This window comes from Janthinobacterium lividum (assembly GCF_011601275.1).
Classification (GTDB): Bacteria; Pseudomonadota; Gammaproteobacteria; order Burkholderiales; family Burkholderiaceae_D; genus Janthinobacterium; species Janthinobacterium lividum_E.
In genome coordinates this window covers 179,655-201,754 of record NZ_JAAOLY010000003.1, presented here as the reverse complement: position 1 = coordinate 201,754, position 22,100 = coordinate 179,655, and the positions used below count along the sequence as shown (strand labels likewise).

Below are 22,100 nucleotides of genomic sequence, written 5' to 3'. Positions count from 1 at the left end.
CCAGACACCCCGTCCTCCAACGCGGCGGCCTCATAGTATTTCGCTGGCGATCAGCGCCTCGGCGGCACGGCAGGCGTCACCTTCGGGCTGCAGCGCCAGGATGCGCGCCGCAGCCGCTTGCGCATCTGCCTGTCCGGCCTGCGCCGTGGCCAACGCCTGCCGTACCCGCGCCGACCGGCGCGCGCCCTCCTCGCGCATCACATTCAGGACCTGGTTCTGGCGCTGCAACACGGCTTGCAGCTCCAGCACTTGCGCCGCACACGCGGCACGGCCCGTTTCGCGGCCCCAGCGCTGAGCGCAAAACACGGCTGCCCCCAGCAACAGCAGCATGGCCACCATGCTCAATGACGGCTTCATGCCAGCACCTTGCGCGCTGTCTGGTACAAGGCCAAACGCTCAGCCAGGCCGTTCACGCCGCCGTTGATGCGGCGCGTCACCCGTTCCTGGTCGCCCGCGTCCGCCAAGCGATTCAAGCCGCGCGATTGCCAGAACCAGCCCGCCGAGCGGCACGCGCAAGTCGTTTGCTCCAGCAGTTGCGGCGCCGCCAGCAAATCCAAGTCCAGCGCCACACCGCACGCCGCATAGTTGGCGCGCCCCGTCACCTGGAGCAAGCCGCGCCCCTTGAAGCGCACACCATCGCCGGCGACCACATTGCCCAGGTCCACGCGCCCTTCATAGGCCGCGCCGCTGGCCAGCTCGCGCACATAACGCAATTGGCCCGATTCGTGGCCCACCTGCGCCAGGAACGCCGCCTGGCGCAGCGGCGTATCGATGCTGAACTCGGCCATCGCCGCATTCAAGGGCGCCAGGAACAGCGTAGCGCGGCGGCCGGCCAGGGGCATGATCTGCATCAATTGGGCGCCTGTCACAACATGCCCCGCACGTCCTTGACCGCAGCGGCCGCATCGGCCGCCAGTTCGCCGATATCCTTGCCGCGCCGCTTGTCGAACCAGCGCACGCAAGCGCCCAGCACCCACCAGGCGGGCAAGCCGGCCGCCACCATCACCGGTGCGGCGATGAACAAAAAACCCGTAGACGGGTCGCCGCCATACAAGCCGGCCACGGTCTTCGCGCTGTCGAACAGGCTGGGCCACCACGACAGCACGGCGGCCACGAGCACGGGGCCGAGAAAGGTGGAAATGATGATGCTGGAACAAAAACGAATAAATGCCTCCTTGGTGGACTGGGGCCACATGAACATGAAGCCCAGCGACGTGGCGGCGGCGCCGGCCAGCACGGGCACGCCAAACAGTTTGATCAATGCGCCGCCGGCGGCGGTGGTTTCGAGGGCCATGGTTGCCTTTCAGGTGGTGGAAATGAAAAAACCCGCCGAAGCGGGTTTGGGTGTGGCAAGCACAATCTTTATGCCACCTTCACGATGACACGAGCACGGCCATCGTCTTCGATGGCGATGACCTTGCCGATGGCACGCGTGTATTGCTGGAACGTCATGTCGTCCTCGCGCACGGCCAAGCCGCCGATGCCCTCACCTTTCTGCACCGGGACAATGTATTGCCCCGGCGTGGCATCCAGGACGTTCACAGGTACCTGGCCGCAGAAAGCGATGCGGTCAACCTGCTGGCGCGCCACTTCCAGTCCCGCCTCAAATGCCAGGCCAGGTGCGCATTTAAGGCCCCATTCTTCATCGGTATCGCCCGGTATTGTTTCTTGGCGATATTGCGCTTCGCGGGCCGGCACGGCAGGCGCAACCTCAACCAGCTTGCCATTGACCACTTCCAGCACGGCGTCAATGGCAGCCACAGCCTCACTGAGCAGCACTTGACGCGTGGAAGGCATGAGACGTTCAACAGGCACTGGCCGCTCACCCAAATGCCGCGCCCACCGGTCCCCGCCAACCATACAAGGATCAGTCGATTTAACAGCAAAGGCAATGGCACGCTGCCATTGGTCGGTTAGTTTTCCATCAACATCAATGCCGATAATCTGCCCCGGAAGAATACCCGTGCATTCAGGTGCCTTTAACATATATTCAGCGTAATCGGTACCGCCGGCGTTGATGGTGCCAGCGGCGCTAATCGAGCGCGATGTCGTGGAGTTTCGCCCTACGTATGCAACCGAAGCACTGTTGCCCCAACCGCCGGCACCATTGGACGCTCGAATGGCAAAACACGAGGAAGTGACCCCTGTCTCGACGCGTCCGACGTAGCAAAGTTCGCCGAACTCTGCAGTCCTACGGGTTAACTGATGCGCACTTAACGGGAGAACTGGGCCAGCAGTAATAACGCCTGGCAGAATAAGGTCGCCGGTGCCATTAATATCCAGAACTGATGTGACATTGTCAGGCAAGCCAGCATCGACAGCATTCAAACGTAGTTGGAATCCTTTTCCAGAGCTCCCCGGATGACTACGGGCACTCCAAAAAAATCTACCTGCATTGGAATAGCCTGGAACCGATGCGACGCCCATGGAGAGCACCTCATAATATATGCCAGCGCCCCCCGCAGCCCCATCATTCGGCGCCCGAAGAGCGCTTGCCCAAAGAGTACTAGATATCCCTCCGGCAATTATTTGCTTTGGACCAACCAGAACGGAGGAAGAATCGAAAGTAGTCCGCTGCCGCTCGAACGTAACCGTATTCTGCGCACCAAGTTTCAAGCCAAAGATAGAAGACGCCAAGGTCCCGGCTGGGGGCTCAGCCGCCACACCGTAATACGATACGTCAGAATCCTGCCAGCAAGTGGACTCGCAGTAAACGGCCAGGGAGAAGAAGGTGCCGCACAGGATATATACCTGACCATCATCCGCGATGGTCACTTCCGATACCGTGTTATTTGTCGTGCCACCTTCGTTATGGAAAACACCGCGTATCTTGCTGTCGTTGTCTACCCGGAGCTGGATGATGGTTGCCATGGCGTTCGACGTACCGGCAACAGCACCGTACGACGTGGTTCCACTTACACGAATTGATGCCTCCGTCCCCTGCTGTGCGGAATTAAACTTCCCGATTCGCCACCAGCCAGTCTTCATACCAGTGTTCACAATAGTGCCTGGGCCATAGGCGCAAGCTTGCACATATTGAGTTGTGATGATCGGGGCATTCGAATAGATCGTGCCCTTCATACTCCCCCCGGACAATGGCAAGGCATTGTAAGGTCCCGCCGCAAACGCCCGATCCATGTCATTCAATTTCTCGTTGACGTTGGGCATACCGTCATAAAATTTATCAGCCATTTAGATTCCTTCAATTTGTAGTGGTGCAGAATAAGTGTCAAAGTACGGCGCAGTTACCGCGTCGATATTGCTGGCCTTGCCATACAACATGTAGTCCTGCTCCAGCAGCGGGTCCGGGTTTTCCGGGAACAAACTGAACAGCATCGCCTTGCCCTTGCCGTTCTCGCGCAGGATGCGCATGAAGCGCGCGCGGTCCATCGGTGTCAGGTGCGTCAGATTGATGCTCAGCTTGTCGCTGGTCGCGCCCAGTGCGGTTTTCAAGACGCCAGCACCCGTGCGGTAATTTTCACTGCTATCTTGCGTCTGCAGCTGGGCGCCATACTCGGCGTTATATTGCGGTGACCAGTAGTTGCCCACCACCAGACGCGAGATTTCCAGGTAGCCTTCCGGGCTTTGTGGCGCAGAGACGTCGATCACTATCTGGCGCACGCGCACAGGGGCGAACCATGTCACGCCGTCAGAGCCGCCGCCGCGCAGCCAGGTGTTCACGCCGCCCCACTGATACGCGTTCCAGCCGAGCGGCAGCACGCCCCAGGGATAGGAACCATGCACAGCAGCCGGGCACGGGAAGATGCTGCCGGTGTCGAGTACCGGCACGGCGTCGCCCAGCTGGGCATAACCGCGCACGCGCATGCGCGCGCTGCTGGTCATATTGGTGGAGATTAGCGCCACGCAGGCGATGGACTCCTGTGTCGGCCAGGTGGCGGTGATGGTCTGTGCAGTGCCGCTGGCGCGTAACACGGCATTCTTGCTGTCGCGCTGCAGGTTGGCCGGGCCCAGTTCGCCGGTTTGGCTTGATGCAGTCAGCACCGCGCGGTCAGCGGCGTTGTCGTGGATGATGCGAAGATTGCTCATGGCAGCAGTGCCCTTTTCAGGATGAGGTAAGTGGTTGGCAAAATCACCCAGTGGTAACGCCGATAAGCTCGGTACCGGACGTGCGGCGCCACATGCCCCGCCACCGTCGTACGGCGTCGCTACGAAGCCGCAGGCAATGCCCATATCACCGGACCATCATGCGCAATACGGTACGTGGACCACCCGTATCGGCGGCCCAGGCTGAGGCCGTTGGCATTCCCGCTGTGGAAATGATGATGCGGGAACAAGAACGAATCAATGCCTCCCTGGTGGAACGGGGTCACATGAACATGAAGACCCGCGACGTGACGGCGACCAGCCCGGGCACGCTAAACAGTTTGATCAACGCGCCGCCAGCGGCGGTGGTATCGAGGGCCATGGTTGCCTCCAAGGTGGAGAGAATAAAAAACCCGCCGAAGCGGGTTTGGGAGGTGGATGACGGATTTGCTACACGGCCTTGACCATTACGTAGGCCCGGCCGTCCGGCTCGATCGAGATCACGCGGCCGACGGCGTGCAGGTACTGCTTCATGCTGAGATCGTCCTCGCGCACAGCGATGCCCTTGATGCCGACACCGTCCTGCACCGGCACGATGTAGTCGCCAGGATGGGCGCCCAGCACATTGACCGGTACGCGGCCGGCGATGGCGATGCGGTCGACACGTTGACGGGCTGCTTCCAACTTCGCATCAAATTCTGCCATCAGCATGCTGTCTTCATGCGATGCGTTTTCCCAATCTTCCAAAGATTTTGAGTAGGCAGCAAGCTTTACTTCCCACTCTTCATCTGTATCGCCGGGATCTACAAAAGCAGTGCCCATTTCAGGTGTATTCGTCTCTGGAAATTCGTCCAGTTCATGTTCAGCACGCACAGGCATTGCTGGTTTTTCACCTGCACTTGGTTCTGGATGCAGGCCTAAGTCATCGGCCCAAGAATCACCACCTACAAACGACGGGGCCGTGGACTTAATTGCGAACATTACCGCATCGTCCCACTTGTCAGAAACCTTGTTATCACCTGAAATTCCGATGATCTGGCCTGCCATCACCGTATTGCAGCCAACTTTCTTGGCAATGTATTCAGCGTAATCATTACCGCTGGTATTCACAGTTCCACCTGTGCGGATACTGCTCCCGGTCACGGTATGTGTGGCCACGTTCAATGCTGCCCCTGCCGTGTTACCGAAGTTACCGCTGACTACCTTGGCGAGCAGACAGTTAGGTACCGATAGCTTCGATACACCTTGCGCTTCGGTGTTAACAACACCAACTTCAAGAAGTCCCGGCACAATGACGGTACCGTTGCCTGCCACCGAAAGCAGGTCTGGACTAAAAGTGCCAGAACCGGAATCGCGTGCACGAATAGTCAACTTGTAGCCCGTTTTAAAAGGCACTCCCCCATTACCTTCTGAAGACATGAACGACCAGAAGCCGGGATGACTGGTTCCCGTCATACCCGACAAGCCAAGCCGGATAAGCTCATGGCTTGTGCCCGCCGGTAACGAATCGGCCACCACACCTCCTGAGATAAAGGAAGTCGAACCAATATTTCCATCACGGGAACGAATTTCGATATATTGATCAAAACTTGTGCCATTCGCGGAATCGCCCCCGGGACTTCCAGCAGTACCCCGAACACGGGGAGAAATATACCCAACAGTGCCTGGGGATGCAGTAGAGTCCCAAACCAAGGTGCCAGTCGCTGTAGTCGACTCAGGCGGAGCAGCATATGTAGTTGCTTGTATGCCATAAATCTGGAAAGACGCCTGTGCAAATGCCGCCGGAGGGAAAAACAGGTAGACGGATATTTGACCATCCGCTTCCAGATACGCAATGAATCTCGCGTTGTTGGGGACAATACGCGATGCGGTCCAATCAACAGAGATACCTTCCCGGCTCCCAATGACAATGGTCATTGCCGTAAGCTGAGATCCAACCCAGTTACCGAGCACCGCGTCAATACGCACCGATGAATAGGTACTGGATGCACTGGCTCGCAGTGATGCAATCTTGATTAGCCTTTGCGCACCGCCACCGCTCATATAGCTGTATCCAAATTTCCCCACCTCACCAGAACCTATGGGTATGTTCGAACGAATTGCTTTGTCCGCATCAAGCCACGCCGGATCCATATAGCCATTTGGCCCGCCCACCGGCGACATCCCCACCTTCGGCGCATACGACGCCACAACGGCGCCCCGTCCAGCCAACTCGTTCAATCGCTGGATCGTATCCTTCTGACCATAGTAAAAAAAATCCCCCATTACAGCTCCTCAATTTCAATGTTGGTGGCATAAGCCTGGAAAGATGGGGTGGTGATGGCGGCCAGATTGGCCAAGCGTCCATACACCTGGTGCGCCTGCTCCAGCTCGACGTCATCGCTATCCGGATACAGGCTGATGAAAAGCGGGCGCGACAGGCCGTTGCCGCGCACGATGCGCCACAGTTCGGCACGATCCAACGGCGTCATGTGATCGAGCGCCAGCGACAGCTTGCGGAACACTACGCCACGCTCCACCCTCTGTTCGCCGGCGCCATTGCGGTACTGGCTGCTGGTATCGACCGGCGCAATGCCGGCACCATACGAAGCGTTCTGCTCGGGACTCCAGTAAGCCCCTGCGACCAGGCGCGCAGCCTCAATGTAGCCGGCAGGATTGTCGGGATCGGCCAAGTCGATCACCAGTTTTCTGATGCTACGCATCTGGAACCAGCAACGGGCGTAGGTGCCGCCGCCGTAACTGTAGGCATTCAAGCCCAGCGGCAATGCGCCCCAATCCCACATGCCCAGCCGCGCATACTCGCATGCCGGCATGACGCCAGTATCGATTGCAGGCACAGCGTCGCCAGGCTCGATGTAGCCTCGCACGCGGATGGTTGCCGCTGGGGTCAGGTTGCAAAACGGCAGGGCCACGCCACCGATAATTTCCGGTGCCGGCCAGGTCGCCGTGATACTTAGTGCTGCGCCGATTGAACGCAATACCAGAGACTTTCCTTCGCGCTGCAAATTGGCAGGCCCCAGCCCGCCAGCCTGGCTCGACGCCGTCAAGATTGCGCGGTCGGTGGCGTTATCATAAATAATGCGTAGATTTTTCATTAGATTTTAACCAGCTTCCAAGTGATCTCAGTTGGGATAATGTAGCCATTGCCACTGACCGGGGTCCAGGTAAATCGAATGTATATCTGATTATCAATAGGCAGCAGGGAGGCACTAGCACTTTTGAGGCCATCACCAACAACAACAGACGCTTCGCAATAACCATTGCAGCCACCGCCTGGGCTCGATTTACCATCTGAAATCGTCGCGGTGGCCAAAAAAGTGTCCGACGGAGCCTCATGCCATGCAATATCGAATGTCTTCCCGGTATCGATGTAAACGGTAAAGGGGCGATATTCTTCACCAGTCCATCCAACTACCCCTGGGGAAATGGGCGTCTTTCCATGACGCACAAGATTCGGTGATGACAGGAGTCTGCGGGCAAAAGTACCTTCGCCATCGGCAGTGATTCGCACAGCTCCCGAACCTGCATAGATAAACGGCATACTGCCGGTAGCATTAAAATCGATGAACGTCGTGTTGTTTTCGTTTTGGCCACGTCCGGCAATAACGGTTTCTGCCGTCAACTTCCCGGAAAACTCACCATTAGCACCACGCAGTTCACCGCGAAAAGTGCCACTATTCGCGTGCAAATTTCCGTTTCGGTCCAGACACCATCCCGTTGTGCTGCCACTCCCACTCCAATTGCTGCTATAAATATCGCCGCCGATCTGCGCATTCACAATGGCGGCATTGGCGATGTAAGTCGGGGATGTGGACGGCGTGATCTGGCCGTAAATATTGTCGCCGAAACCTGCCCCTGGGCCATCCGCCCAGGCTGACGGCACCGTTTGCGCTGGCAATGCCACACCGAAGTACCACATGGAGAGGAAAAGATACGCATCGGTTCCCCCGTTGCCAACAAGCACGCTGCGTAACATTGCGTAAGCGGCGCCTGTGGGCGCGGCAACAAACAGCGTTGACCTGGGGAAATTAACCAACGCCCCCGAAGCTGACACGTTATCTACAGTATTACCTGCTAACTCCGACAGATAGGCGCCGCCGCTGTCGTAAAAAGCAACGTTTACAGCCCCACGGCAGCGGTGAGCGCCCATGTACACGCTGAACTCGTAACGCACGCCAGGAATCACGGGGAACTTACGATTTACTTCTCCCTGCCTTATACCCACAATAGCGGCGGTGGTGCTAGATGGCACAACTCCAGTGCAGCGAACATAGACACCACCAGCGCCGCTTGGCACGTAGGGAGGGTAGCCCGGCGCAAAAGTAGTCGTGCCGGGTGAGTAGGTGTAATCCAGGATAAAGCCCCCAAGTCCTCCTACACCATCTGCTGGCGGTGAGGGTGCGGAATTGCTGATCAAATTCCCCGCGCCTATCCCCGCATTCAGATAGTTCGACGTCAAGGGCGTGCCGGCGCTGAGGATAATGTTGCCAGCTGTATCCTTGATGCTCAGGCCGCGCGCATCAATCTTTTCTGCCGTCACGGAGTCTGCCGCCAGTGCCTGGGTGGCCACCGACCCGTTGACCAACAGATTGCCGTTCAGCACCGTGCCCAGCACCAGCCATGCGCCGCTCTCAAAATACTTCGTCATCACATGCGTGGCGTCATACAAGGTCACCACATCGCGGTTGATCGGAGCGCCATAACCTGCGCGTCCCAGTTCGTACACGGCAGACGCATCCGACCAAGCCGAATAGCCAGGCGCCGTCACCGTGACGGTACCGCGCTGGCCGGTGGCGCCGTCGGCGGCCAGGCGCGCCGCGGCCGCCCATTCGCCTGGGGCGATATCGTCGGTAGCCGTGCGTGAAACAGCCGTGGCGCCGGACGTGAACAGATAAGCGCCGCCCGCCGCCGGCACCTGGGCTGACCAGCCGTTGCTCAGGCCAGCCAGCGCGCCCGTGGCAAACGTAAACGTACAGGCGGCAGTCGGCAGCGGCGGCGCGATATTGGTCGCGCCGCGCTGGTAGATGCGCACGGGCGCCACATTCAAGCCGTCGGTACCATCCTTGGCCAGCTGCACCGCCCCCGCCCATTCATTGGCGGCGATATTGTCCGTGGCATTGCGCGAGCTGGCCGAAGCCACGCGCACGTACAGCGGCGCCGTGCCGGTCGGGATGTTCTTCGACCAGCCACTGGCCAGGTCGTTGCCGGCCGGCGTCGTGATGGCGGCCGTGGAAAAGGTAAAAATCACATCGCCCGGCGTATCGGCTGGCGCGGCGGCGGCACGCTTGTAGGCAAAGGCCTGGCCCGTGTTCAAACCAGCCAGGCCCGTCTCGCCGGCGGCGCCGTCGAAGACCTTGCTGACCATGTAATTGGCGAGGTAGTCGACGCCAAATTCACGGATGCGCGCCTGCACCAGGGCCGTATCGGTAGTCATGCTGGCAAAATCGACGGTGGCCACATTGCCGTTGACGGTCAACTGCGTGCCGGCGGATACGGAAAACACGATATCGCCCACCACGTTCACGGGCTTGGCCGTGATGGCGATCGAGCCGGGTGCACCTGCGCCGGCGCTATTCACGCGAAAAACGGGCGTGCTGGCGGCCATCAGGATCGCCTTGCCGTCTGCCGTCGTGCTGAAGCGGTCCGCCGTCGCCTGCAGCAGCCTGTCGCGTTCCCCCACGATGGCGCTCATACCAGTACTCCCACCGTCACTCGGCCCGTCAGCCAGAAGCGCGACAGCAGTACCACCACGCCCGGCAAGCCGTCCTGCAAGCCAAAGCGTTCAGCGCGCAACGTTACGGGCTGCCCCAGTTCCAGCATCATCATCTCGGGTTCTCCGTCAAATTCGTAAATGGTGCGCGGCACCTTGTTCAAGGCCAGGCGCCGCTGCGCTTCCGCACGGGCATCGGCTCGCGTCTTGAGGCACGTATCGATCTGCACCGGGTCGTCGGACAGGCGGTAACGCGTGCGCACCGCCTCGTCGACCACGGTTTCGGTCAGCCATTCCATCGCATACAAATCCGCATGCGCGGGCGGAATACTGGTCGTCAGGCCCGCCTGCAGCGTGTAATTGCGGTCGAAGCCGATCTTCACGGCCGCCGTCACCGGCAGGCGCTGCGCGGGACGCAGCGAGCGTTCGCGCATCTGCTCCGGACCGATCGCCAGCGGCAGGCCGGCGGCAGGCAAGGCGATCTGCACCAGGCGCAACTGGCCGGTGCGCGACATGATCGCCTGGGCGCCCACGCTGGCCGCCAGTTGCTGGATGGCCTGCGCCTGGTTCGTGCGGTCCGCAACATACAGTCCCGCCGGCTGCGGGTGGGCCGCATCGAAAGCGGCCAGGTTGTCCAAGTCCAGGTCGGCCAGAGTAAAACGGTCGGCCGCCTTGCCGTAGGCGGTGGCGATGCGCTGCACCAGCGGCGCGATGCGCGGCGCATAGCCGCCGCCCTTGTCGCCCTGCACGCTGGCCGTGATCGTGGTGGAAAATGGATCGGTCGTCAGGTTGAAGCGGCCCGCCTGGTCATTCAAGGCCACGGTAATCGGCTTGCCGTTCGTGCGCACCTCGAACGTCGATTCCACCGCGCCGAGAAAGCCGTATTCCAAGGTGGCCGGATTGGTCAGCAAGGGCACCACGTTGTGGCACTCGCCGAACGGAACCGGCAGGATGGCGTCCTTGTTCGGCGTCGTGCCTCCCAGCTTGGCTTCGGAGATCGGCGTATTCAGGCGCTGCAGCTTATCGCGCAGTACCAGGTTGACCGACTCGCGCCCCGCACTGGCCACGTCGGCGATGATGCCGTCAAAGACCAGCTGGAAGTCGGCACGCGGCCAGGAAGGATCGCCGGCCCAGGCCCTGATGGGCCGGTTCATCCAGACATCGCCCAGCCAGCCATCGAGCTCGCCGTCGCCGTTATCGAGTTCGATATCGCCGCCCGACAGCCCCGCCTCGCCGGACAGGCTGACCTGCTCGGTGAAGGCCAGGCCGCCCTTGGCCAGTGGCTGGTAGGCGGTATTCGCCGGTGCTTCATTCGGGCCGGTCACGTAGGGCCGCGAAGCGATATAACGCGTCACCTCGCTGCCAGCCACATTCACCTGCGCCTCGATCAGCACCATGCGGATGGCTGACGGACTTTGCAGCCACTCCTGAAATTGCGCATCGGTCATGCGTATTCTCCTTTCACTGCATTGGCCCAGGCAGATGCCCGGGACGATTTGTCCACGCCATCGACCACCGTCCTGGCGGCATTGGCGTTCGATTCAAAGGTGGCCTGGATGGTGGCGCCCGTTTGCGCGCGCTGGTCGGCACGCAAGCCTTCGAGCTCCACGCGCATGGCCTGGTTGTCTTCGCGCAGGCCGCGGATTTCGGCGACCAGCACATCGGAACCCACGTTCGCGGCCGAGGAGTAGCGCACGGGGTCGAATACAACCGGTGCTTCCAGCGCTGATTCTCCGAAAGAGGCGGCGACAGGCATGCCGGCAGCAGACGCAAACCGCATGCCACCCGTGATATCGGTCTGACCGCCGGCACGCAACGCAGCACCGAGCGCATCGACCGCTTGTTGGATACCAACCGCCGTCTGGTTTAAGTGAATCAACTGCCCCACTTGCGTATCAAGTGCCGTCAGCTGCTTCTGTGCATCATTTAACTGTGTACCGGTGATTGCAGCCAGCGCTGCCAGTTCGGCCTGGACCCTGGACGCATCGGCGGCATAGCTCGCGCTTGCAGCGTTCACAACCTGGCTAGCCGTCAAATACGCATTGGCCGTACCAGTCAGCGCCGATTGCGCGGTTGCATCGCCAGTCTTCGCCCTGGCCAGCGTGTCCTCGTACTGGCGCTGTGCCTCGGCCAGCTTCTGCATCGGCGTTAAGGTCGACAGGCTGCCCAGCAACAGCGAATCCTTGAAATTGCGGATGCCGTCGCCAAACGTTTTCAGGCGGTCGATGGTGGACTTGAGGGCCGACGACTCCGTTTCATAGGCACTGGCAATATCTTTCCGCGCCTGCAACTGGTCATACAAGGCCAGGTTGGCTGCATCGACTGCTGTACGCTCCCTGGCACGCAATTGCGCCGAAGTCATCGTCATCTGGTCGAGCTTTTCCTGGATACTTTTGCGCTCGTCGGCAATTCCCTGCTCCGATTTGCTCAGGCCTTCCGTTGCCGCATGCGTCTTCGCAAATGCATCGGCCAAGGCCATCAGGCCTGCATACTGCTCGGCCCCTGTCTTGGTGGCCAAAGCCCCGGAATTGACCAGTTGCAATACCGTGTCCTTGAATTGCGCGCGCGTGGTCACACTGGCATAGCCAAGGGCTGCCATCTGTTCCGTCACGTGTTTTTGCACGGGCGCCAGGCGCTCGGCTTCGGTCAGGTAGTTTTCGGCAAAGAACGCGCTCCGATTGCCCAGTGCTTCCACGCCGCCGGCGGCCTTGACCAACTGTTCACGTGCCGCCAGGGACGCCACGCCAACGACGCCGAATGCTTGCTGCGAGGTGCTGCCCAGGCTTGCGAGCACGGCTTCAACGGTCGCGTAATTACCTGCAAGGCGCTGCAGTGCAGCGCTCGCCGACTCGCCTTTCAATTTAAGCTGGGATAAGGAAGGCACCAATTCCATGGCCATGGAATCACCCACGCCAGTAAAGAACTCGGCAATGGCTTTCTGATTGGCCGCATCATCCTTGGTCATGACAATATTGAGCGACTGGGTGCGTGTGGCCAGGCCATCCGTATTCACGCCCAGTGTGCTGGCGAAGGAGCCCGTCACCACCTTCATCTGGGCATAGGTATCGCCAAGCGATGCGGCCAGTTCGGCATCGACTTCAGAGCGGTCGGTGCCTTTCTTATTCGAGCGGAATACGCCGCCCTTCTGGGTCCAGTTAGAATAACTTTCGCCCGTAAAGCCATCGGCACCAAGATTGCCCGTAATGCCAGCACTGCTGACCTTTTTCTCGCCCATGCCGAACAGTCGGTTCGCTGCGCCGCCCAACAAGCCTCCCACCAGCGCGCCCATCGCAGTGCCTACCACCGGGAAAATACTGCCGACGACAGCTCCGATCGCCGTACCAGCATTAACGACGCCATTGCGGCCATATTCACCCGATATCATCTTGCCGCCATACACGCCGCCCATGACGCCGGCGGCGACGCTTGCCGCCGCGCCCACACCGGTGGCAAATGCGCCGTTGGCCCCGGCCGTGTACGGAGTGCCTTGCAGCATGCTCATGCCACGCTGCACGCCATTTGCCACCGAAGTACCAATACCGGATAGTCCGTTGGACAGCGATTCATAAATGCCTTTCGCCGAACTCAAAAGAGACTGGATACCCCCGCCGTTAGCCAAACTGCCCTGCGCCTGCGCGGCGCCCGGATTCAGGAACGAGGCAAAGCCGGCCGCGATGGGAGACATGATCGGTTGCAGCACGAGGTTGTTGAACATGCTCTTCAACTTGTCCTTGAACATCGTCGCCAGGTTCTTGCCGCCTTCGAAGCCGTTCATGAAGGCGTCAGTCAGCGACTTTTCGATGTCCTTGGCGCTGGTAGCCCATTCATCGGAAGCCTTCTTGGCCGCATTGGCAGAGGCCTCCTTGGCAGCCAGTTCCTCCGTGGCAGTCATGCTGCGCTGCTTGGCGTCGATCAGTGCATTCAAATATTCGATCTGCGCGGCATTTTCCTTGCCCACCGCCAGCGCAGCGCTCTGTTCCTTCAGCAACGCCATTTCATTTTGCGCGATGGCGGTCTTGCTCATGCCATACACCGCCACCAGTTTTTCGCCAGCCTCGGCTTCTTTGACGGCATCGGCAACGGCCTGCGTCCGCGTATCGGATAGCGCCTTCGCGTCCGCCAGCGCCAGTTCCGCTGCTTCCTTGACTTTCTTGTCCACCTCGATCTTGTCAAGGTTGTCCTGCATCACCTTGCGCTTGACCTCGAATCCCGCCTTCTCCGATGCCGTGACTTTGTTCGTCCGATCCGCCAGGATTTCTTTCAACAGATAATCGTACTTTTGTGCCTCGTTCAGCTCGTTATAGCCTTCGGCTTCGCGCTTCAGGTCGCGGGCCTTGCCGCGCATGTCATCCATCAAGGATTCAAAAGGCGTTGGCGGAGCGGGAAGCGACGACACGCCTCTAGCAGGCCCGTTCTCCGGTTTGCCGGGCACTCCTTGCTGCTCAAGCTGCTTGAGCTTGCCCTGCAGCGCATTGAATTCGTCCTGCAGCTTTGCCATGCTGTTGCCTAGAGCGGCTTTGTCCAGGAACTGGTATTTTCCCGTGCGATTGCGCACCGCATCCATTTCTGTCGATATCTCTGCCATACGCTCGCCAGCCGGGGTATCTAATCCTTTCTGAGACACGCCCAGCTTTGCCAATTCATTGCGCTTTGTGAGCTGGACCATCTGCTTGTCGAGTTCAGCAATGATATCCTTGGTGCTCTTGCGCATGGGCTCTACGGCCTTCTCCGCATTGTCCTTCGATGAACTTCCCCACATGGCCCAGGCCGTTGCGCCCAAACCCAGCACTGTGACAATCAGCCCGATCGGACCTCCCAGGAATGCCAACGCACCACGCAACACGCCAGCGGTCACGGAAGCAGCACGCATTGCCGCTGTTTGCGCCACCAATGCGGCGGCATGGGCCTCCGCAGCAACTGCGGCACGGGCCTGGGCCGGAATCAGGCCATTGGTGGTCAACGCCAGTGCCACGTCGGCCTGGCTGGTGCGTATCGTCGCTTGCAATTCAACCACACGTGCAGTCGCCAGTGCCGAGGTGGCGGCGGTTGCCGTCACCTCGGCATTCGCCGCTGCCAAAGTGGATGCCAGCAAGGCCCGGTTGGCCGTGACCTTGCTATAAGTAGCGACCACGACGCCGGCAGCCCAGGTGGCAAATTTCGCGGTCGTCAGCGTTTCGAGCACGCCAACGACCAGATTCAGGTTATTCGACAGGAACTCGAGACCGTTCGTCATCAGGCGCACGGCGCCGGTCGATTCCACCTGTCTAGCCGTAAATTCCATCACGTTATTGCTCAAGACGGTAAAGCTGCCGCCGATGGTTTCGAACTGTGCAGCGTCCTTGCGCAACGCGCCCAGTGCGTTCGGCAGCGCGATGGCCATCACGTCGGCAGTGATCAATCCTGCGCCGGCGAGCCCGGCAAACGCTTCTTTCGACACGCCCAGGCCGGCGGCCATTGCCGACATGACTTCGGGCGCGGCCTGGCTGACAGCATTAAATTGCTGGCTGCTCAGGGTACCATCGGCAAAAGCATCGGACAGTCCCTTGAAGGCAGTGGCGGAATCCGCCGCCGATGCGCCACTGATCTTGACGCCAAGATTGAGCGCCTCAGTGATACCGGCCACTTCGGCCTGGCTGATACCCAGTTTTTTGGTCGCATCGTTCATTTGAGCATACAAGCCCGCTGTAGCGGCCAGATCCGTTTGCCCGGAGGAGGCAATGCGCTTGACGTTGTCGTAAGCCTCGCCATATTCCTGCGTTGAGCTGGTCGACAAGCGCAGTTGCGCAGTCAGTTTCGTATATTCATCAGATAATTTAACGATCTGGCCGATATTGTTGGAAATACCCAGGCTGGACAGTATCTCCGTGTATTTTTTCGTGACATCTTCGAGTTTGAAAGTCGACTTGGCAGCCCGCTCGCTGGCCTCGCGCATGCGTTCCAGGTCATCTGCCGCAATGCGCACATTGAGCGTATCGATGCGTATCTGTAGTGTTGCAATATCAACGGTCATAATTTACCCATAAAAAAAGCCACCGAAAGGTGGCAATGCAATCGAGGCCACCTTCGCGACGGCTGTTGTGTTTTCCGTGTCACCTCTGCTGTAAAAATCAGGGCAAAATCAAGGCTAAAGCGACCTGTTTTGATGGGAGATATACGCTGCGTCAAGCTGATCGATCAGCTCCTCTTCCCATACCGTCAGACGGATACGATGCCGCAGTTGCCATGCCAGGATATCCAGGCTGCTCAAGGGATTGACCGCCATGCCGTTCTGCCGCTTGCGGCTCATCTGCACGAAAAACTGCCACACATGCGCCAGTTCAAACGGCAGTTCTGCGCGAACGGGAGCCTGGGGCTCCCGGTAGAGTGGATGGCGCTTCGCGGCATCCAGGTGCTCACCTTTCGCGTTGCCATCTGCCGCCTTTGCCGAACGTTCGAACTGTTCATCGGCAAAGAGCAGCAAGGCAGCGGCTAGACCGTCAAAAAATTGCCGTCCGTCTCAAGTGCAGCCAGCACTTTTTCCTGCCAGGAAGGCATTTTTTCAAAAATCGCCTTCAGCAAAGCTGGGGAAGGCTGTACCGGAACACCCTTGTCGACGAAACCAGGCATGCCCACCACCACGGCTGTGGCAATCTTCAGATTGCGATTTTCCGCCAGGTCATACAGCTCGGCTGCGCCTTCATCGGTCTTCGCATCGATCTGCTTGCTCTTTTGCACCGAGCGCTTGATCGCGTGCAGCGACGTCTCGCGGATCACGGCACGGTACTGGTCGGAGTTCTTGCTGACGATTTCAAAGCCCGCCTTGTGGGCGCCGTCTTCATCAAACAGCACCGACACCAGGTGAACCTGGTCCACGGATTTGTTGCCATCATTCAACAAGGAAATATCAAAACCGGCCGAGGCGATCATTTGTGCGTTGTTCATGTATTTTGCTTTCTTGATTAAGGTAAAAATAAAAAGGCCGCCATCAAGGCGGCCCCGGTGCAAACGCCAGCTGCTTACAGCGCGCTGTCCTGGATGGTCAGGGTGGTCGCTTCATGCTGCGCATCGGCGCCCTTGTAGCGCAGGACGTCGAAGGCGCAGGTGACGATCTTGTTTTTCTCGCCGTCGTCGATCTTGGCCGAGGTGATCTTGATGCGGCCCATGGCCAATGCCAGCACGTCGGCTGCCGGCGCCGTGCCCGACGCCATGGCGTAGGCCAGCGGGATTTCCGTCTCCGACTTGAAGTAGTCGAGGTAGGTGGCGTCCTGCAGCAGCACCGTGAACTGGCCCGAGCCCATCACCTTGCCGCGCGAGGCGGCCGTGGCGTACTTCGAGCCGATCACGGGGTCGACCTTGACCTGGCCATCGAGCGAGACGGACATGCCGGTGCAGATCTGCGACGGGATGCCGTTCACCGACAGCATCGCCGTGGCGCCCGAGAATTTGCCCGTGCCCGGCGCGGCCAGCGGCGTGGGGAAGTACGGTACGGCCGTGGTCGGGCCTTCCGACTTGCCCATCAGGGTGAAGTCCAGGCTGGTGATGCCGTTCGGCTGCACGGCGATATCCATCTTGCTGACCAGCTGGTCGACGAAGCTGCGGTGCACGCCGATCTTCGGGTCCTGCACTTCGGCCGTGAACCAGTCGGTGGTATGACCGGTCAACGGGGTGAAGCTGCGCTTGCCGACCGCCGCCACGCCAACCGAATCGCCGGCCGCCTTGACGATCATCGCCGAGCCGTCCATGAACTGGCCATTCAGGTTGGTGGCCGTGACCGACGTGACGAAGAAGTTCTTCGCGTTGTTGGCGGCGGCCGGCGCCGTCATGCCCGTGATGCGCACCACGCTGCCGGCGCGGAAGCCTTCACTCAGCCAGGAACCGGCGCTGCGCGTCAGGCCGGAGGCGGCCGCAGCGATGGTGGTTTGCGCGGCAGCCACTCCGCCTGCCGTGAAGTCGCGGCGCAGCAGCGCAGCCATCAACGGCGCATACGTGCCGCACGCCGCTTCGGCCTTGATGGCGCCCGTGGTGCGGAAGTTGCCCAGGCGTGTATCGCCCTGCTGCTGGCTGGCGTCGATTTCGGCGCTTGCGTATTTGTCCGCTTCCGTGTCGAAGGTGGCCGTGACGCGGGGGTAGATCTGGCCGGCGCCGGCGGCGGCCTTGCTGCCTTCGGCGCTCTGTTTGCTGATAACGATCAAGCTGTCGATGCCGTTTGCTGTCGATGCCATAAGTAATACCTTTCGTGGGATGAAAAAAAAGACCGCATCTGCGGTCTTGAGGGGGAACTGCCAACAACCAGGAAAATAAAAAGCCCACGCGCGGCGAGGCGGCGGGCTGGCGTCCGGATGGCGCGGGGCCATGCCGGACGGAAGATGGGCGAAGGGGGCCATGAAGGCGGTTCGCTGCGCTGATTTCCCCTATCGGTGGCGCGCCAGCAGCGCGCCTATTACGAGTGGGGAAGCATGTGGTCCTGCTGTACTGCGGTGCTGCTGTCGTTGTTCCGACTGTTGCTGCTTGAACGAGGCTCTATTGTAGGGGGATTTTTTTCATCGCCAGGCATATTGCAAAAAATCTTTCAATGCCCCAGCCGGCGCATGGCGCGGGCGCCGTGCGACTGGAAGATACCTTCCAGTTCGCTGACCATGTCCTTGATGCGTTCGAGCTCGAAGCCGCCGGAGCAGCTGATGGCAGCTTCGCCTGCGCCGTGGCACGCCTTGCAGACGACAGGCGCGCCAGCCTGGACCGCAGCGACGACGCCCGTGCCATGGCACACCTTGCATTTGCTGTCGAGCCAATGCGCGAGCGACGCTTCGGCCACGCGGCGGTACAAGGTATTGGCCGCCTGCATGTCCCAGGCCGTCTTCGCCTTGACCCAGCGCCGCGCGCGGCCCTTCTGCGTCACGGCCACCGTCCAGGCCCGAAGCAGCTGCGCCAGGTTGCCCGCATTGCCTTCGAACAGGCGGCTGACGGTGCCGTCCGCATATTTGACGCGGCACAGCAAGGCGCCCATGTCGCCCGCCAGCGCGGCGGCCGCGATCACGTCCAGGTCGTGGTGGACGGCATCGTCGCGCAGGTTCTGCGACGACAGCGATGCGATATATTTTTCTGCAAATCCCATGATTTCTCCTCGTTCCTCGTTGATACTAATCGTTGTTACTTGCCGGGCCAAACAGGGCCGCCACCAGCGGATCGCGGCGCGCCGCACCGCGTGGCCAGCTGGCCGTGCGGCGAACTTGCGGCGGCAGTTCGGCCCAGCCGTCGACGTCCTCGTCCTGCTCGCCCAAGGCGTACAGGGCGGGCCGCTGGCGTCCCGGCTCCGTGCAATGGCGCTGCGCCAGGTGGATCTGCCCCATGCCGCACATGTGGCGCAAATAGCGGCTCATGGTGCCCGCATCGAGTCCCAGCAAGGCGGACAACTGCGCCGCGCTGGCCTGGCCCTGCTCGCGAATATACTGCGCGATGCGGGCGATATGCAGCTGCGACTTCTTGCTGCGTCCCTGTAACTGGCGCCCCTGCCGTGGCGCCGCCTTGCTTTCAACCAGCTGACTGCTGTTCAACATCTGCCTGACCTCCCGTGGTGTCGCCAACCGGCAGACGCTGTAGTGCGTTTGCGACAGGCAACTATTGGACTTTATCAATCGCTAATGTTAAAGTCAAGCATTTGGTAATTTATCAAACGGTAAATTTCGGGTTTAATGTGGAGATGAATATGTATCAATACAGACGCGACCGCCTGCTGGCCCTGATCCGCGAGCACTACGACAACACGCGCAAGAAAATTTCCGACGTCAGCGGCTGGAGCGAGGCGCGCATCTCGCAAATCCTCTCGCCCACCTACCGAGAAGGGCGCGCCTTCAGTGAAAAGATCGCGCGCAAACTGGAAGCGGACCTGCAACTGGACAGCATGTATTTCGACCAGGGCGCGGCGCCCGACCAGGCGGCCATCGCCGCGCGCGCGCTGGCCGGTGCGCAGCCCGTGGTCGTGGAAGATGGCGAGGATGAACGCTTCTACCCGATCCGCAAGGTGAAACTGCGGCTGTCGGCCGGCATCACGGGTTTTGCCATCGAACCGGAAACGCACGACGGCAGCACCATCAGCGTGCCGCGCAGCTGGGTCGAGCGCAATGGCTACCACCCTGAAAAACTGGTGGCGATCAAGGTCAAGGGCGAGAGCATGGAGCCGGCCCTGTACGAGGACGACGTGGTAATCATCAACACGGCCGACAACCGGCCGGCTGACGGCATCGTGTTTGCCATCAATTACGAAGGCGAACCGGTGGTCAAGCGCATGGCGCGCGATATCGGCGAATGGTGGCTGACGTCGGACAACCCGGACCAGCGCAAATACCACCGCAAGCTGTGCCGCGGTAATGAATGCCTGATCGTGGGCAGGGTCGTACGCAAGGAAAGCGACCGGATTTGAAAGCAAAGTTTATCGATTGATAAACCTTGCTCGCAGCATGGCGCTACGCCAGCGCTGCCTGAATCTGCTGCAGCGATGCCGGGTCGTCCATCGACGTCAGGTCGCCCGGGCTGCGTCCTTCGCAGATGGCCTGGATGGAACGGCGCAGCAGCTTGCCCGAGCGCGTCTTCGGCAGCTGCGTCACGAACAGCACGCGCGCGGGCCGCGCCACGGCGCCCAGCTGGCGGTCGACGACGGCCATCACTTCGCACTCCAGCACCGCTTTCGCTTCAGCGCTGTCGAAGCCTTGCGGGTCCTTCAGGATCACGAAAGCCATTGCCACCTGGCCTTTGAGCTTGTCCTCCACGCCCACCACGGCCACTTCCGATACGTTCGGATGACTGGTGATGCTTTCCTCGATTTCGCGCGTGCCCAGGCGGTGGCCGGCCACGTTGATCACGTCGTCCGTGCGGCCCAGGATGAAGTAATAACCGTCCGCATCGCGCACGCCCCAGTCGAACGTGGAATACACTTGCCGGTCGTTGAAAGTGGACCAGTAGGTATCGATGAAGCGCGCGTCGTCACCGTACACCGTCTGCATGCAGCCCGGTGGCAGCGGGCCTTCCAGCACCAGCACGCCCTTCTCGTTCGCGCCGCACTCCTCGCCCGTCGCTTCGTTGAGCAGCTTGACCTGGTAGCCGTACATGGCCAGGCCGGGGCTGCCCAGGCGCGTCGGCGTATCAGCCACGCCTTTTGCCACCGAAAGGATAGGCCAGCCTGTCTCCGTCTGCCAGTAATTGTCAATGATGTCCACTTTCAGCTCGTCAGCGATCCACTGCGACGTGGTTTCATCGAGCGGTTCACCCGCCAGGTACAGTGCTTTCAATGACGACAGGTCGTATTTGCGCATCAGTTCCACCGGGTGCTTGCGCAGCACGCGGATGGCCGTCGGCGCCGAGAACATGCGCGTGACCTTGTATTTCTCGACGATGCTCCACCAGATGCCCGCATCGGGGCAGATGGGCAAACCCTCGTACAGAATAGTGGTCATGCCGGCGATCAGCGGGCCATACACGATGTAGGAATGGCCCACCACCCAGCCTATATCCGAGGTGGCAAAGAAGGTTTCGCCGGGCTTGCCGCAAAACGTGTACTGCATCGACGACGCCAGCGCCACCGCATAGCCGCCCACGTCGCGCTGCACGCCCTTCGGTTTGCCCGTCGTGCCCGAGGTGTACAGCACATACGACAGCTCGTTCGACTCAAGCCAGGTGACTGGCACCTGCGCGTCCAGGTGCTGCTCGCGCAGGGTGGCGTAATCGACGTCGCGGCCCGCCGTCAGCTCCATCGGCACGAGATGGCGGTCGACCAGCAGCACCTGTTGCGGCTTGTGCGCGGCGATGCGGATGGCTTCGTCGAGCAGCGGCTTGTAGGCGATTGCCTTGCCATTGCGCGAACCGGCATCGGCGGAAAACACCAGCTTGGGCCGTGCATCGTCGATGCGGCTGGCCAGGCTGTTGGCGGCAAAACCGCCGAACACCACGGAATGCACGGCGCCGATGCGCGCGCAAGCGAGCATGGCAAACGCAGCCTCGGCGATCATCGGCATATAGATCAGGACGCGGTCGCCCCTGGCCACGCCCAGCGACAGCAAGATGGCGGCGCAGCGCTCCACTTCGCGCTGCAGCTCGCGAAAGCTGTAAGTGCGCTCCGTGTTCGTTTCCGTGGAAATAGCGATCAGCGCGGCGGCATCGCTCTGGCTGTCGACCCAGCGGTCGACGGCGTTGTGGCACAAATTGGTGGTGCCGCCGACGAACCATTTGGCAAACGGCGGGCGGGAATAATCGAGCACTTGCGAAAACGGCGTATGCCAATCGATCTTTTCCGCTTCTTCGCGCCAAAAAGCATCAGGCGTGTCAATCGAGCGTTGATAAAATGCTGCGAAATTCATGTCTCCTCCGGTATGCGTGC

General features: G+C 60.4%; 17 protein-coding genes. 1 reads left to right on the top strand and 16 read right to left on the bottom strand.

All coding sequences use genetic code 11. The features are described 5' to 3' along the window. Positions 1–30: 30 nt before the first annotated feature. The 15 genes from GYK42_RS06225 to GYK42_RS06155 form a co-directional block, all read right to left on the bottom strand. Positions 31–357, bottom strand: a complete 327-nt coding sequence (locus GYK42_RS06225; protein WP_166446769.1) for a hypothetical protein — start codon at positions 355–357, stop codon at positions 31–33. Then, entirely contained in the window at positions 354–851 is a 498-nt protein-coding gene (locus GYK42_RS06220; protein ID WP_166446768.1) for a glycoside hydrolase family 19 protein, read from the bottom strand. Before GYK42_RS06220 ends, GYK42_RS06225 begins: the two co-directional genes overlap by 4 nt. A gap of 14 nt (positions 852–865) precedes the next feature. Beyond that, positions 866–1,294 (bottom strand): hypothetical protein, encoded by a 429-nt coding sequence (locus GYK42_RS06215; protein WP_058048714.1) that lies wholly within the window; start codon positions 1,292–1,294, stop codon positions 866–868. A 68-nt stretch (positions 1,295–1,362) separates the two neighbouring features. After that, on the bottom strand, positions 1,363–3,192 hold the full coding sequence (locus GYK42_RS06210) for a hypothetical protein (protein WP_166446767.1): 1,830 nt from the start codon (positions 3,190–3,192) through the stop codon (positions 1,363–1,365). Beyond that, the gene (locus tag GYK42_RS06205) at positions 3,193–4,047 is read right to left on the bottom strand and encodes a hypothetical protein (protein ID WP_166446766.1); all 855 of its coding nucleotides are present in this window, start codon (positions 4,045–4,047) and stop codon (positions 3,193–3,195) included. It lies immediately after the preceding gene. Between the two features lie 447 nt (positions 4,048–4,494). After that, the gene (locus GYK42_RS06200) at positions 4,495–6,309 is read right to left on the bottom strand and encodes a hypothetical protein (protein ID WP_166446765.1); all 1,815 of its coding nucleotides are present in this window, start codon (positions 6,307–6,309) and stop codon (positions 4,495–4,497) included. Further along, on the bottom strand, positions 6,309–7,139 hold the full coding sequence (locus GYK42_RS06195) for a hypothetical protein (protein ID WP_166446764.1): 831 nt from the start codon (positions 7,137–7,139) through the stop codon (positions 6,309–6,311). Before GYK42_RS06195 ends, GYK42_RS06200 begins: the two co-directional genes overlap by 1 nt. Further along, positions 7,139–9,736: a hypothetical protein gene (locus tag GYK42_RS06190; RefSeq protein ID WP_166446763.1), complete on the bottom strand. Its 2,598-nt coding sequence runs from the start codon at positions 9,734–9,736 to the stop codon at positions 7,139–7,141. Before GYK42_RS06190 ends, GYK42_RS06195 begins: the two co-directional genes overlap by 1 nt. Then, positions 9,733–11,202, bottom strand: a complete 1,470-nt coding sequence (locus GYK42_RS06185; protein WP_166446762.1) for a hypothetical protein — start codon at positions 11,200–11,202, stop codon at positions 9,733–9,735. Before GYK42_RS06185 ends, GYK42_RS06190 begins: the two co-directional genes overlap by 4 nt. Next, a complete protein-coding gene (locus tag GYK42_RS06180; protein ID WP_166446761.1) occupies positions 11,199–15,764 on the bottom strand; it encodes a tape measure protein in 4,566 nt (1,521 codons plus the stop codon). The genes GYK42_RS06185 and GYK42_RS06180 overlap by 4 nt, the downstream gene beginning before the upstream one ends. Positions 15,765–15,878: 114 nt before the next feature. Continuing rightward, positions 15,879–16,214, bottom strand: coding sequence for a phage tail assembly chaperone (locus GYK42_RS06175; RefSeq protein ID WP_166446760.1), 336 nt, complete (start codon positions 16,212–16,214; stop codon positions 15,879–15,881). An 8-nt stretch (positions 16,215–16,222) separates the two neighbouring features. Beyond that, positions 16,223–16,675, bottom strand: coding sequence for a hypothetical protein (locus GYK42_RS06170; protein WP_166446759.1), 453 nt, complete (start codon positions 16,673–16,675; stop codon positions 16,223–16,225). 74 nt (positions 16,676–16,749) lie between these two features. Further along, positions 16,750–17,955, bottom strand: a complete 1,206-nt coding sequence (locus GYK42_RS06165) for a phage tail tube protein (protein ID WP_166446758.1) — start codon at positions 17,953–17,955, stop codon at positions 16,750–16,752. A 347-nt stretch (positions 17,956–18,302) separates the two neighbouring features. Continuing rightward, entirely contained in the window at positions 18,303–18,845 is a 543-nt protein-coding gene (locus GYK42_RS06160) for a hypothetical protein (RefSeq protein WP_166446757.1), read from the bottom strand. Positions 18,846–18,870: 25 nt separating this feature from the next. Continuing rightward, positions 18,871–19,287, bottom strand: coding sequence for a FeoC-like transcriptional regulator (locus GYK42_RS06155; protein ID WP_166446756.1), 417 nt, complete (start codon positions 19,285–19,287; stop codon positions 18,871–18,873). Positions 19,288–19,436: 149 nt separating this feature from the next. Here GYK42_RS06155 and GYK42_RS06150 point away from each other — a divergent pair, with 149 nt between their 5' ends. Then, complete coding sequence (locus GYK42_RS06150) at positions 19,437–20,150, top strand: S24 family peptidase (RefSeq protein WP_166446755.1); 714 nt, start codon at positions 19,437–19,439, stop codon at positions 20,148–20,150. Positions 20,151–20,193: 43 nt separating this feature from the next. Here GYK42_RS06150 and GYK42_RS06145 read toward each other — a convergent pair whose 3' ends face one another. After that, positions 20,194–22,080 carry a propionate--CoA ligase gene (locus GYK42_RS06145; protein ID WP_166446754.1) on the bottom strand — a complete coding sequence of 629 codons (1,887 nt, stop codon included), beginning with the start codon at positions 22,078–22,080 and terminating at the stop codon, positions 20,194–20,196. Positions 22,081–22,100: the final 20 nt, after the last annotated feature.